15 protein-coding genes are annotated in these 11,941 nt (G+C 35.1%); 3 read left to right on the plus strand and 12 right to left on the minus strand.

The annotated features are described in order from the left end of the window. Positions 1 to 42: 42 nt before the first annotated feature. On the plus strand, positions 43 to 444 hold the full coding sequence (locus ACH2AZ_RS10930) for a hydrolase (RefSeq protein WP_394907865.1): 402 nt from the start codon (positions 43 to 45) through the stop codon (positions 442 to 444). On the opposite strand, the gene ACH2AZ_RS10935 is transcribed toward ACH2AZ_RS10930, so the two are convergent. From ACH2AZ_RS10935 to ACH2AZ_RS10965, 7 genes are all read right to left on the minus strand, one after another. Next, positions 441 to 1,100 carry an alpha/beta hydrolase gene (locus ACH2AZ_RS10935; protein WP_394907866.1) on the minus strand — a complete coding sequence of 220 codons (660 nt, stop codon included), beginning with the start codon at positions 1,098 to 1,100 and terminating at the stop codon, positions 441 to 443. The two genes, ACH2AZ_RS10930 and ACH2AZ_RS10935, sit on opposite strands and share 4 nt — an antisense overlap. Then, a complete protein-coding gene (locus ACH2AZ_RS10940) occupies positions 1,097 to 1,432 on the minus strand; it encodes a hypothetical protein (RefSeq protein WP_394907867.1) in 336 nt (111 codons plus the stop codon). The genes ACH2AZ_RS10935 and ACH2AZ_RS10940 overlap by 4 nt, the downstream gene beginning before the upstream one ends. Further along, entirely contained in the window at positions 1,429 to 2,688 is a 1,260-nt protein-coding gene (locus tag ACH2AZ_RS10945) for a dihydroorotase family protein (RefSeq protein ID WP_394907868.1), read from the minus strand. Before ACH2AZ_RS10945 ends, ACH2AZ_RS10940 begins: the two co-directional genes overlap by 4 nt. 2 nt (positions 2,689 to 2,690) lie before the next feature. Next, positions 2,691 to 4,616, minus strand: coding sequence for a BatA domain-containing protein (locus ACH2AZ_RS10950; RefSeq protein ID WP_394907869.1), 1,926 nt, complete (start codon positions 4,614 to 4,616; stop codon positions 2,691 to 2,693). Further along, a complete protein-coding gene (locus ACH2AZ_RS10955) occupies positions 4,606 to 5,823 on the minus strand; it encodes an ATP-binding protein (protein WP_394907870.1) in 1,218 nt (405 codons plus the stop codon). The genes ACH2AZ_RS10950 and ACH2AZ_RS10955 overlap by 11 nt, the downstream gene beginning before the upstream one ends. Positions 5,824 to 5,891: 68 nt before the next feature. Further along, positions 5,892 to 6,647: a TIGR02757 family protein gene (locus ACH2AZ_RS10960; protein WP_394907871.1), complete on the minus strand. Its 756-nt coding sequence runs from the start codon at positions 6,645 to 6,647 to the stop codon at positions 5,892 to 5,894. Positions 6,648 to 7,050: 403 nt separating this feature from the next. Then, positions 7,051 to 7,710, minus strand: a complete 660-nt coding sequence (locus ACH2AZ_RS10965) for an ABC transporter ATP-binding protein (protein WP_394907872.1) — start codon at positions 7,708 to 7,710, stop codon at positions 7,051 to 7,053. An 86-nt stretch (positions 7,711 to 7,796) separates the two neighbouring features. Here ACH2AZ_RS10965 and msrA point away from each other — a divergent pair, with 86 nt between their 5' ends. After that, on the plus strand, positions 7,797 to 8,333 hold the full coding sequence (gene msrA / locus ACH2AZ_RS10970; RefSeq protein WP_394907873.1) for a peptide-methionine (S)-S-oxide reductase MsrA: 537 nt from the start codon (positions 7,797 to 7,799) through the stop codon (positions 8,331 to 8,333). Between the two features lie 29 nt (positions 8,334 to 8,362). Further along, entirely contained in the window at positions 8,363 to 8,656 is a 294-nt protein-coding gene (locus ACH2AZ_RS10975; protein ID WP_394907874.1) for a hypothetical protein, read from the plus strand. 43 nt (positions 8,657 to 8,699) lie between these two features. On the opposite strand, the gene ACH2AZ_RS10980 is transcribed toward ACH2AZ_RS10975, so the two are convergent. The 5 genes from ACH2AZ_RS10980 to tsaE form a co-directional block, all read right to left on the minus strand. Further along, positions 8,700 to 9,032, minus strand: coding sequence for a hypothetical protein (locus tag ACH2AZ_RS10980; RefSeq protein ID WP_394907875.1), 333 nt, complete (start codon positions 9,030 to 9,032; stop codon positions 8,700 to 8,702). 74 nt (positions 9,033 to 9,106) lie between these two features. Beyond that, on the minus strand, positions 9,107 to 9,478 hold the full coding sequence (locus tag ACH2AZ_RS10985) for a hypothetical protein (RefSeq protein ID WP_394907876.1): 372 nt from the start codon (positions 9,476 to 9,478) through the stop codon (positions 9,107 to 9,109). A gap of 2 nt (positions 9,479 to 9,480) precedes the next feature. Next, positions 9,481 to 10,677 (minus strand): alanine dehydrogenase, encoded by a 1,197-nt coding sequence (locus tag ACH2AZ_RS10990; RefSeq protein ID WP_394907877.1) that lies wholly within the window; start codon positions 10,675 to 10,677, stop codon positions 9,481 to 9,483. A 54-nt stretch (positions 10,678 to 10,731) separates the two neighbouring features. Then, positions 10,732 to 11,277 carry a hypothetical protein gene (locus ACH2AZ_RS10995; RefSeq protein ID WP_394907878.1) on the minus strand — a complete coding sequence of 182 codons (546 nt, stop codon included), beginning with the start codon at positions 11,275 to 11,277 and terminating at the stop codon, positions 10,732 to 10,734. Positions 11,278 to 11,514: 237 nt separating this feature from the next. Then, positions 11,515 to 11,931: a tRNA (adenosine(37)-N6)-threonylcarbamoyltransferase complex ATPase subunit type 1 TsaE gene (gene tsaE / locus ACH2AZ_RS11000; protein WP_394907879.1), complete on the minus strand. Its 417-nt coding sequence runs from the start codon at positions 11,929 to 11,931 to the stop codon at positions 11,515 to 11,517. Positions 11,932 to 11,941 lie beyond the last annotated feature (10 nt).

Below are 11,941 nucleotides of genomic sequence, written 5' to 3' on the forward strand. Positions count from 1 at the left end.
TTTCAATATAGCAATTCTAAGAAAACTTTTGAACGCCTTAATTTGAAAATCACTGAACTGAAAGACGAAAGAGATGAAGCGCTGCTTTTGCGAGATTCAATTATGAATTTGGAAACAGCACATCAAGAACGATTTACCCTGCAAAGCAATGACAAAGCTAGAATGTACGTTGAAGATTTAGGCTTTGAAGCTACAAAACTTGCTCAATTGCTTGAACAAAAAATTGTTGGGGCCAATGGTATAGATCAAGATAACCCTTACGTTCCTTACCAAGGTTTAAACGGAGTTATGCGCATTAATAGTGTAAAAGTTTTAAACCATAAATGGGTAATTGCCGAGTTTACCGATGGCACTTATTGGGGTGAGGTGCTACTCAATTATTTTATCAATGAAGATCAGACAATTGATATTGAGGTGAACAACGGCTTGCTTTACGCTAATTAATTCCAATTGGTGCGTTGCGTTAACCACTGCTTAAATTCTTGAAAATTAGGAGGACAAACACCGTGACCCACTGGAAATTCAGAATACGTATAAGCAATGTTTTTTTGGGCTAGATAATCTTTGTTTTTTCTGGCCCAGCTAACCGGAATAACCTGATCAACGCTCCCGTGCGAACCGTATATTTCAACTTTATTCTCTTGCGTCGTTGCGGATTTTATAATTGGTTCGTGAATATATCCGCTTAAAGCTATAACATTTTTTACTAATCCGGGGTACGACAATGCGGTAGCGTAACTTAAAATCGCTCCTTGACTAAACCCCAGCAGCGTTATTTCTTGAGGATTAACTGGGTAAGCCTCCAGCGCTTCTTGAATAAATTGATGAACCAATTCTCGTGAAGCAATGGCTTGCTCATCGTTAGTAAATTTGTTTTGATTCGCGTCAAAATTTATTTCGTACCAGGCGTGCCCATAGGGTACCATGTCTAAAGGTGCTTGAACCGATAGAATGAGGTAGCGGTCGTCTAGTTCTGGTGAAAAACTAAACAAGTCTTCAGCGTTGCTCCCATAACCATGCAGCACAATAATAGTAGGAGCGAGGGTGCTTAAACTTGAAGGTCTCACAAGATGCTTTAAACATAAATCTTTTGTTGTCATGGTGCTATAGTTTTAAACCAGTTTTGAAAATAATTACCCACTAGAGGTATGAGTACACGTCTTCCTTGAACGGCTCCTAAAAATGCATAGAACCACAAAACGAAGAACAAAATCCAGAAAGGGAAAATGAAAACTAAATTATTAAATCCGCTAATGATTATAAATACCGAAATTTGTAGAAGATGTAACCCAATGGCTTGCCGAATATGAAAACTGGCAAATTTATTTTTTTCTTCGGCGTTCATGAACAAGGCAATTAATCCGCCAACAAAAGTGATATAGCTGATGATAGCTGTATTTTTACCTTTATCTATATTTGCATCTGTTTTCATAATTGTTTTAGCAATAATTGATTGTTGTGAATTACACCTATAGCTTTTCCTTTTAATTTTTCGCCGTAAAAAATACTGTTTTTGTTGCTACTAATTACGTCCTGCTCAGAAAATGTATAATCCTCATTTGGTAAGAATAAGCTTAAGGAGGCTTTTTGCCCTTCTTGAATGCTAAATTCTTGTAGCTGAAATACTTTTCTGCTTTGAGTGAGAAGGCTAATCGCTTTTTCGAGTCCAAATAAGCGGTTTAACGCGCCAAAAGCCGATTCTAAACCGATACTACCCGGTAGCGCATGCTCAAATTCTACCTGTTTCTCTTCGGGTGTGCGAGGTAGGTGGTCGCAGGTAACGCAATCTATAATGCCAGATTCTACTCCCTCAACCAGCGCCAACCGATCTTCTTCATCGCGTAGCGGAGGCATAACTTTTTTTGCCGTATCAAATTCGTGTAAAACGGCATCATTGTAAAACAACTGGTGTATTGCAACTCCACAAGTCACTTGAAGACCATCAGCTTTAGCTACTTGAATTAGTTGGAGTGCATTTTTTGTAGACACAAATGGGATGTGTAATTTACCGCCAGTATAAGCCAAAATGGCTAGGTCTCTTTTTATTTGTATTTCTTCTGCAAAGGCGGGTATTCCTTTCAGCCCCAATTGCAGGCTGTTGAAGCTTTCATGTACCTGTGCTTCTCTTGCTATTTGTTTTTCTAAGGGGTAAGATTGAACAAGACCTCCAAATCCTTGTGCGTATTGAAGTGCAATTTTTAGGATATTGGGGTTTTCAATAGATTGTTTATAGTCTGTAAAAGCAATGGCTCCGGCTTGTTGCATTTCAAATAACTCAGCCAAATCTTTACCTTTTGCCTCTTTGGTTAAAGCACCTAAAGGAAATACCTCAACTGCTTGTGAGGAGTTATATTGTTGTGCAAAGCGAATGCCAGTTTGAGTATCGGTTACTGGACTAGTATTGGGGTTTAAGCCAATTTGGGCAAATCCGCTAAGGCCCGCAGTTTTAATTCCATTTACCAAAGTTTCTCGGTCTTCAAAACCAGGTTCACCAAAAGAAACACTAGGATCAAACCAAGAAGGAGATAAGTGTAGGTCTTCAATGGCTATCAATTGTGCCTCGGAGTCCTCAATGCTATGATCAATTTTAATAATGGTTTCATTTTCTATTAAAATGTCCTGAACGCTTTGATGGTGTTTGGAGTTTACGTCTATTATACGTACAGCCTTAAGAATTATTTTTCTCATAGTTATTTGAGGCGTTTTAAAAGCAAAGTTTCTATCAGTAAAAACAGCAAGGCAAAAATAATAAACCATTTCCAAAGTTTTTGTTCCTCACTTTGTTTATTTATCAAATATGTAAAATCGGCTATAGATTTGTGTTTTTTAAAAGTTTCAAAAGTTTTATATTCACTTTTAGTTAGTTTAGACTCTGTTCGCGGATGGTTGAAAGCCAACCGTCTGAGTGTATCTGTCCCTTTTAAAAGCTTATAAAAACCGGCAAAGTAAGGTTCTTGATTCAGCGATATTTGCAAGTAGTCATCAAAGATGCGTTGCCTAGGTATAAATTTTTCTTGAGGATGAATTAATTGAACAATTTGGTCTTTTTCTAAACTATAAGGCAAACGAATTTCTTGATTGGTGTATGTAGTATGGTACAAGACCTCTTGTGCACCACTATTTTTTGCGATAGTGTATAAACTGGGCACAATGAGCGGTGAGCGTTTATAATTAGAATTTTCTTTATTAAAAGCAGCAGCAAAGGCATACACATTTTCTTTCTTTACAAGAAAAGGTTCGCCTGTTGAAAAACTAATTATTTTATCTTGAATCCCAGCTAAACTGTAATATGAGCTAACCTTTGGGTAATCAAAATTGGTTGTTTTCTTTTTGAAAACATCTTTTAATAGCGGGTGCTCGTAGTTTATTTTTGCGATTTTTAATTCGTTCTGATTTAAATTCTTGATACGTATTCCTTGAGCTTTTGTAAATTGTCTTAAATTTTCATCGATTGGCTCGTCGGGCAGAATAAAAATCAATTGCTTTTCTTTATTAACGTGCGTCTTTAAGTGACCCGATAAGGCGGTAGGAATACCTTTTATTTCATTAAGAGCAATTAGGTCAGCCTCTTGCAGTACTTTATAGTCAATAGCATTTAAGGAGAAGTTATGGTAAGAAAATTCGGAATCGTTTAAGAAGATATGTTTTAAAAAATCATCGCTAACCGAATTTATACTCACAATATTTATGGGTTGAGCTTTTTGCTTAGTGAAATAAAGATAATTGTCATATGCCAGATCATTTTGGTCTACCTCAATTCGACCTTGTTGTATGCTGTTCTGATTTATAGTGAATTGCAAGGTTTGCTTTAAACTATCTTTAAAAATTAAGGTGCTTTTGCCTAATAATTTGTTGTCATCATAAACACTTACACTTATGGGTTGATCATTTGTAGTGTTTGCGCTAAAGCTAGCCCATAAATTTAGTGTTTCATTGCTATTTTGCTTAACAAAGGCTGTATCTACCTTTACGTTGTCTAGCCTTTCGGCTTGATAATGAACCCAATGAAGGTCGGTTGTCTTTCCTGTAAAAGATTCAGAATTATTAGAAGAGTGTAAACCATCGCTTAACATTAAGAAGGTAAACGGAAGTTTAGGGTCTTCTTGTAAACTTTCTACTTTTAAATAAACTTCTTCAAATTCAGGTTGAAAGGGACTATATTCTAAATCAAATAACTCTTTTTGAAACTCATTTAAGTTTATGTTGGCATAAGTTTGGTTGTTTGTAACCAGATTAAAGGTTTTATCTTTTGGTAAGTTCTGAAGCAATTCTTGTTTGGCTTGTTCAAATAGACTTAATCCCTGGTGTTTTTGTTGCATACTCAGTGAATTGTCTAAATAAACATAAAGGGGTTGGTCTTCGTACTTTTTTGTCTTAGCTGGTATAAATGGTTCAGCAAAAGCTAAAATTATGGCCGATAACATAAAAAGCCTAGAAAGCAATACCAACCATTTTTTTAATTGAGAGCTTTTTCTTGATTGCAACTCGATTTTTTTTAGAAAAGCAACATTGGTAAAGGGTATACTTTTAAATTTTCTAAACTGAAAAAGATGAATAAAAATGGGAATAAGCAGTAGGAATAACCCGTACAAAACGGCTATATTTTTAAATGCCATTGTCTATCACTTTTTTTAAAGTAAAACTAACGCTAGTGTATTTATTTTCTTCAGATTCTAAACATACCTCTCCGCCTAATTGCTTGACTAGTTTTTGTACAGTTGGTAAGCCAATACCGGTGCCTTTATTGCCATTTCGGTCCTGTTTATCTTCAGTAAAAAATAACTTAAAAACATCTTTTTGTTTGTTTGTCGCGATTCCCATTCCATTATCGGTTACTGTAATCAAATAATTCAAATCGTCTTCTTTAATTTTTATATCAATCACGATCTTAGGCTTGTCGTTATACTTTAAGCTATTGCCTAACAAATTCAGTAAAATCTGTTCTAATAGAACCTTATTGGTTAGTATTTCGGTGTTTTTTTCGGGGATGTTAATTTCGCATGGCTGATTGATTTGTAGCAGATCGATAATATCTTCTAGCAGATAATTAAAATCAACAATTTCCAACTCGTTATGCGCCTCTTCTTCTCGGGCATAATAAGACAATACTCTTTCGGTATACGCACTTAACTTTAAGCCTGATGATTTTAGATAATTTAAATAATTTTTACCCGTATCATCGATATTTTCTTGATATTTCGCCTTGAGCAAATCTATGGTTAGTACAATATTTGCTAAGGGCATTTTAATATCGTGACTCACTTGATTGGCGAACTGTTTAAGTTCTTTATTTTTTTGTTCCAGCGACTTTTTTATGCCATTTAAGGATTGCAAACTTTTTCTGAGCTCCAGTAAATTCATCACTTGATTGGCCAAATAGCGCATAGATTGCTTTCTAGAAGCACTTAATGAATTGGGTTTAAAATCTACCACGCATAGGGTGCCTAAAACATTTTGTTTTTTATCGTACAACTTCATGCCAAAGTAATAGCGAATAGGACTTTCTTTTTGCTGCACAAAAGGATTTTTGATAAAGCGATTGTCTTTGAACGTATCGGTTACTTCAAAAAAATCTCGGTTTTGAGAAATAGTAAATTTACAAAAGGAGTCTTCTTTAGGCGTTTGTTTTATATTTAAACCATAAAAAGATTTAAACCACTGCTTGTCCTCGTCTATAAATGAAATAAAAGATACGGGCATTTGACATAAAGTAGCCGCTAGCCGAGTCAACTCATTATAAGACTGCTCATCGGGACTATCGATTATATCATAGGTTTTTAACGACTCTAACCTTCTTACTTCTTTTACCTTGCTTTTGCTCATAAAGCGATTGGGGCTTAAACTAAAATTTTAGTAAATATAAAAAACAAATCCTTGGATTGGTGCTAATATTAGAATTTCTCAAAAACTCCCAATCCAAATAAGGCAAAATCATATTTTACTGGGTCAATTGGATCTAATTCTCGAAGTGCGTGATCTAATTCTTGTACTGCTTTTAAATCATTTTGCTTGCGTTTTAAAAGATCCAATTTTCTTGCAACGTTTCCCGAATGTACATCTAATGGGCAAGACAATTGCGCTGGTTCTAAGCCTTGCCATAATCCAAAATCAACTCCTTTATCTGAGGGTCTTACCATCCACCTTAAAAACATATTGATACGCTTTGCAGCTGAATTTTTTAAAGGATCACTTACATGTTTTTGCGTTCTTTTTAAGTGCGGAATACTAAAAAATAACGATTTGAATTGGTGAATACCGTGTGGCATTGGATTTTGATTTTCAAAAACCTTTTGTAAACCGCCATGTCGCTTATAAATATTTTGTAAAGACTTGATAAAAAATATAAAGTCTTCACCATTGAAGGTACGGTGTTTAAAGTTTAAAAGGTCTTTTAAATCGGTGTCTTGATGATTCATCACAAAATCGAATGGCGACTCTTGTAAAAGCTGATTCATTCTGAATCCGTTTTTTACTATACTTTTACGATTTCCCCAAGCAATTGTTGCAACCAAAAATGCACTAATTTCTACATCTTCTTTTTTACTGAATTGATGCGGAATGACAATTGGGTCGGTTTCAATAAAATCAGGTTGTTCGTAATATGCGGCTTTCGCATTTAAAAAGTCTTTCAAGTCTTGTTTGTTCATCGATTAATTTTAAAAATTCCACTTTGATTTAAACGATTAAAGCGCTCAATTCCAAAAAACTTAATTAAAATATTCAGCTTACTGGTAAATATCAATTCGAATTAAAATTCTTAAGATTGTCAATCCTATTATAAGCTAAAATCGTCGCTTGGCTACAAAATATACGAGTTAAAATAAGCAATAGCATCTAATTAAAATTTTCAAAAAAGTAAAATAAGTTATTACCCACTATTTATGGCTTTAAAGCCGATTCTTTTGATTGTGAAAATTTAAATTCTACCAATAAGTCCTATTAATACTTTTGTTTAATTTTTGTTTTTGATAAATACCGTACTGGAAAGTTATTTAAAAAATGGAGATTTGCACTAGAACTAAATCTGCGTAAGCTTTATGTTTAACTTGATTACACAATTGCGCCATCTACCATAGTTAATTTTCTGTCGGCCATATCGGCAAGTTCTCGATTGTGCGTTACAATTACAAAAGTCAGCCCAAACTCCTCTCTCAATTTAAAGAACAATCGGTGTAAATTATCAGCCGACTCCGAATCTAAGTTTCCAGAGGGTTCATCGGCCAAAATAACAGGAGGGTTGTTGATTAAAGCTCGGGCAACCGCTACTCGCTGTTGTTCGCCTCCGCTCATCGCAGAGGGTTTGTGGTTCGCCCTGTCTTTTAAACCAAGAAAACTTAATAATTCTAATGCGCGCTTTTCCAGCTGATTTTTAGGGGTTCCTTTTATAAATCCAGGGATACAAACATTTTCTAAAGCGGTGAATTCTGGTAATAATTGATGAAATTGAAAAATGAAGCCTATATTTTCATTTCTAAAAGCCGCTAACTCTTTTTTGCTAAGCTTTAGGGTGTTTATTCCGTTTATTATTACCGCAGTATCTTCTTTTTTAGCTGGTTTGTCAAGTGTTCCTAAAATTTGCAATAATGTGGTTTTTCCTGCCCCAGAAGCACCTACAATAGATATTATTTCGCCGGCTTGAACTTGTAAATCTACAGCATTCAATACGTGAAAATCATCATAAAATTTATGTAAATTATGAACTTGTATCATGGACTAAATTTAAAAACTAATATATTTAGCTAAAATACTTGAATTGTGCTAAACGAGGCACAAACTTAAGGAAAAGCTTTAAAAATATGACACAAGAGGTTATTACTTTAGCCAATGGTTGCTTTTGGTGTACAGAGGCGGTTTTTCAACGATTAAAGGGAGTTGAGAAGGTGGTTTCGGGTTTTAGTGGAGGTAAGATAAAAAATCCGCCTTACCGCGAAGTGGTGCAGGGTAGAACTGGGCACGCCGAGGCTATTCAGCTTTATTTTGATCCCACAATTTTAAGCCTTAAAGATATTTTAGCTGTATTCTTTAGCACCCATGATCCTACTACCCTAAATCGACAAGGTAATGATGTGGGTACACAATATCGCAGTGCTATTTTTTATCATTCATCTGAACAAAAAGAAATATCCCAGCGATATATTGAGTATTTAAACAAACAGGTTTTTGGGGGTAAAATTGTTACAGAGGTGACGTCTTTTTCTGGTTTTTATCCTGCAGAAGAAGAACATTATAATTTTTACAATCGTTTTCCAAATCAGCCGTATTGCCAATATATCATTGATCCAAAAATAAAAGTACTAAGAGATCAATTCGCTCACTTAATAAATTCCAATTAATCTGGTATAGTTTTTGATTTTTTGGAGTTATGATAGATCAAAGAAATAAAAAAAAGCTACTGTTTAAAAGTTTGCTTTTTGACGGAATCGGAATGTTAAGTATGCTTATACCGGGTATTGGCCCTTTTCTAGATATTGTATGGGCGCCAGTTGCCGCTAAAAAAATGACAGAAATGTATCCTGGGACAAAAGGCAAGTGGGCGGCTGCTATAGTTTTTCTAGAGGAGGTTTTACCTTATACAGATGTACTGCCAACTTTTACTTTAATGTGGTGTTACCAGTATTTATGGTTATCTCGTTCAAAGCCGATAGAAGTACAATAAAAAAGCCACCTTTTGGGGTGGCTTTCAAATTTATATGTATTAATTATTCATCATCATCATCAGGGAACTCTTCTTTCAACTCAGCATCGTCAACCACTTTTTTGTTATTGCTGTCTAGCTCTACAATAGGCTCGTCAAAATCTTCATCTTCATAGTCATCCTCCTCAAAATTGGCCATGGTATTTTCTAAACGTGTGCTAACTTTTACCAAATAGATGGCATCCTCGGTTTTTACCTCTACTGCCTCTACAGTTTCATTTTTAGCATTTTTAAAGGTAATAATGTGTTTATCATCATACCCGTCTGGGTACTTGTTTACCAGGAGAGTCAGTATTTCTGGTGTTAATTTCTTATAATCGACAATGACCCTTTTCATATTTCTTAAGCATTTATTTTAGTTCACAATGATAAAAAAAACATGTATACTATTATAAAACAATTGGAATATTTTTATTTTATTTCTGTCTCGATTATTCGAGCCTCCTGGGTACAATTTTCAACCTTAATTCTTAATTCTCTATGCTCAATTTCGGCTTCAATTACATAGAGTTTACAAGAATCTAAACTGGTATTACTCGCTCCAAAATCTACATTTCCAATTTGAAAAATTTTTCGCATATCGGCGGTGTCGATCTGTGCAGCCCTTAGCTGTTCTAAAGTCTCTGCTTTATACACTAAGTTTTTTTGTCGAATATTTTTAAGCACTCTATCATTGGGGGAATAGTCGCAGGAGGTTCGTTTACCACTAAAAAAGAAAATAAGAATGATGATTCCAAAAAAAAGTCCGACAGAATAATAGGCGAAACGGGTAATTAATTTCATGTTTAAAAAATAAGTAAATGTATATCTCTATAAGGTAAATCAAACCAATTAGCTACAGATCTATTGGTTAAAATTCCGTGGTAAAAATACAAACCATTTTTTAAACCTTTGTCACATCGCAAGGTATTTTCTAAGCCTCCGTTTTCGGCGATATGTAACAAGTATGGAGTGCAAATATTACTCAATGCTATTGATGCTGTTCGAGCAAATCTAGACGGGATATTGGGCACCCCATAATGTATGACACCATGTTTTATCAAGGTAGGGTTATCATGACTGGTGATTTCTGAAGTCTCTACACAGCCACCCATATCTATACTCACATCAATAATCACCGATCCGGTTTTCATTTGCTCCACCATGGTCTGATTGATAATAATAGGTGCACGGTGATTTCCGCGTACCGCAGTGATTACCACATCTGCTCGCTTCAAAGCTTTTAGTAAATACTTTGGTTGTAGGGTAGAAGTGGCTAATGGCCGACTCAGTTTATATTGCAACGCATTGAGCTTTGTAAGAGAATTGTCGAAAAAACGCACATTAGCACCTAATCCCAGCGCTGCTTTTCCGGCGAACTCGCCAACGGTACCCGCTCCAATTACCACTACTTCAGCTGGTGGAACGCCATTGATGTTCCCAAATAATAAACCATTTCCTTTAGGTTTAGAAAGCAGTTCTGATGCAATGAGAACCGCTCCCGTGCCAGCGATTTCACTTAACGCTTTAACGGCCGGATAGGAATCGTCATGATCTTGAATAAACTCAAAAGCTAACGCCGTAATTTTTTTCTCTTTCAACTTTTCAAAATAACTTTTATTTAAAGTTTTTAGTTGAAGGGCCGAAATTAAAGTGCTGTTTTGCTGCATATAGCTGAGCTCCTTAAGGCTAGGAGGTTCAACTTTAAGAACGGTTGGACAAGCAAAAATCTTAGCGGTATCTTTGGTTATCTCGGCACCTGCCTCAGAATAATCTCGATCGCTAAAGTTTGTATCTGCACCGGCATTATGCTCAACTAGAACCCTGTGCCCATGTGCCGTTAATGCTGCAACCGCATCTGGAGTTAAGCATATTCTTTTCTCTTGATATGAAGTTTCACGCGGCAGACCTATAAACAACTTACCCTTCTTTTTTTGAATTTCAAGGGTTTCTTCTTGCGGAATTAATTCGGAGTGGCTAAAAGGCGTATTGGGCTGACTCATAACAGATTATAGCTTAAGTATTACTAGTTCTAAAGCTAGCAATAATTATTAAAACTACCTAAAGAGATCTTTTAATTGTTCCCAAACTGTTTTCTCCTGCATTAAATCCGCTTCAAGCTCATCGAGATTGGTAGGGTTGATGCGCGCAATTATTCGAGCACGTATTAAATAAATAAGTGGAATGGTGGCAAGCATTATGGGGAGTACATAAATGAGCTCGGTTTCATCGGTAATTCTTAAATCATCGTTTAACACGCTTATGAGCTGAAATAAAAACATCCCTGTAGGGATAAGAATTACGTGATACCACCAATGTTTGCAAGTAAGAAACCAAATGATTAAAAGAAATAACGGAATAAATTTGGTCATCATGGTCCAAATACTCACATTTACCTCTTCATAATAATTGCTCTCAAAAGTAAAAAGAAAAGTTTCCCATGTTTTTGTTGATGGGAAACTTTCGTATGAATAAAATAAAAACGGTGTAGCACCAATAAGAAGTGCAATATAACTACCCGTTAGAAGGGATTTTAATTTTTCTTTTTTCGATTGTTGTGGTTTCGGTTTGTCCTTTAATGTTGTCTTCTGTTGTGTGTTCATCAATGGCTTGAGGTGTACAAGATGTTGCTAAAAATACTAATGATACTGCTACGAAGATAAAGTTTTTAATTTTCATTTTAATAAGTTTTATTGTGATTTGTTGATACAAACCTAGGAAGAAAAAACTTATTTCCATGAATTTTCTTTGCCGTACCTTTGCAAACTTTTTTTCCAAAAAACAACTGCCTATCAATGAGTTAACTAGCTTTTGTTAATGAGTTACTTTACCTTTTTTAGCTATTTTTTGTCTAAAATAAGGGCTCTAGAAAATTCATTTTTTTTCATAATTTTTATAAGATAATGTTTTTCGGGTAATAAATTGGTGATTTTTTGAGGCCATTCGATAAAGCACCAAGAATCTTGGTTTAAATATTCTTCGAAACCAATATCATAAGCTTCTTCTTCCTGATTGATACGGTAAAAATCAAAATGAAATATAGGTCCCGATGGAGAATGGTATTCATTCACTAAAGAAAAAGTTGGGCTAGAAACGCGATCCTGGCTATCTAATGCTTTAACCATAGCTTTGATTAAGGTGGTTTTACCAGCCCCCATTTCGCCTTCAAATAAAATAGGCAGTGGTTCCTGCTTAATTTTGTCAATCAATTTTTGGGCAATTTGATCTATGCTCTCAATGGTGTAGGTAAGATTCATAATGTTTAAA

Origin of the sequence: uncultured Mesonia sp. (genome assembly GCA_947499595.1) — a bacterium.
GTDB lineage: Bacteria > Bacteroidota > Bacteroidia > Flavobacteriales > Flavobacteriaceae > Mesonia > Mesonia sediminis.

Excerpts from the sequence above, each read along its gene's own strand:
- ACH2AZ_RS10935 (WP_394907866.1), bottom strand. The coding sequence starts at position 1,100 with ATGACAACAAAAGATTTATGTTTAAAGCATCTTGTGAGACCTTCAAGT.
- ACH2AZ_RS10940 (WP_394907867.1), bottom strand. The coding sequence starts at position 1,432 with ATGAAAACAGATGCAAATATAGATAAAGGTAAAAATACAGCTATCATC.
- ACH2AZ_RS10945 (WP_394907868.1), bottom strand. The coding sequence starts at position 2,688 with ATGAGAAAAATAATTCTTAAGGCTGTACGTATAATAGACGTAAACTCC.
- ACH2AZ_RS10950 (WP_394907869.1), bottom strand. The coding sequence starts at position 4,616 with ATGGCATTTAAAAATATAGCCGTTTTGTACGGGTTATTCCTACTGCTT.
- ACH2AZ_RS10955 (WP_394907870.1), bottom strand. The coding sequence starts at position 5,823 with ATGAGCAAAAGCAAGGTAAAAGAAGTAAGAAGGTTAGAGTCGTTAAAA.
- ACH2AZ_RS10960 (WP_394907871.1), bottom strand. The coding sequence starts at position 6,647 with ATGAACAAACAAGACTTGAAAGACTTTTTAAATGCGAAAGCCGCATAT.
- ACH2AZ_RS10965 (WP_394907872.1), bottom strand. The coding sequence starts at position 7,710 with ATGATACAAGTTCATAATTTACATAAATTTTATGATGATTTTCACGTA.
- msrA (WP_394907873.1), top strand. The coding sequence starts at position 7,797 with ATGACACAAGAGGTTATTACTTTAGCCAATGGTTGCTTTTGGTGTACA.
- ACH2AZ_RS10975 (WP_394907874.1), top strand. The coding sequence starts at position 8,363 with ATGATAGATCAAAGAAATAAAAAAAAGCTACTGTTTAAAAGTTTGCTT.
- ACH2AZ_RS10980 (WP_394907875.1), bottom strand. The coding sequence starts at position 9,032 with ATGAAAAGGGTCATTGTCGATTATAAGAAATTAACACCAGAAATACTG.
- ACH2AZ_RS10985 (WP_394907876.1), bottom strand. The coding sequence starts at position 9,478 with ATGAAATTAATTACCCGTTTCGCCTATTATTCTGTCGGACTTTTTTTT.
- ACH2AZ_RS10990 (WP_394907877.1), bottom strand. The coding sequence starts at position 10,677 with ATGAGTCAGCCCAATACGCCTTTTAGCCACTCCGAATTAATTCCGCAA.
- ACH2AZ_RS10995 (WP_394907878.1), bottom strand. The coding sequence starts at position 11,277 with ATGAACACACAACAGAAGACAACATTAAAGGACAAACCGAAACCACAA.
- tsaE (WP_394907879.1), bottom strand. The coding sequence starts at position 11,931 with ATGAATCTTACCTACACCATTGAGAGCATAGATCAAATTGCCCAAAAA.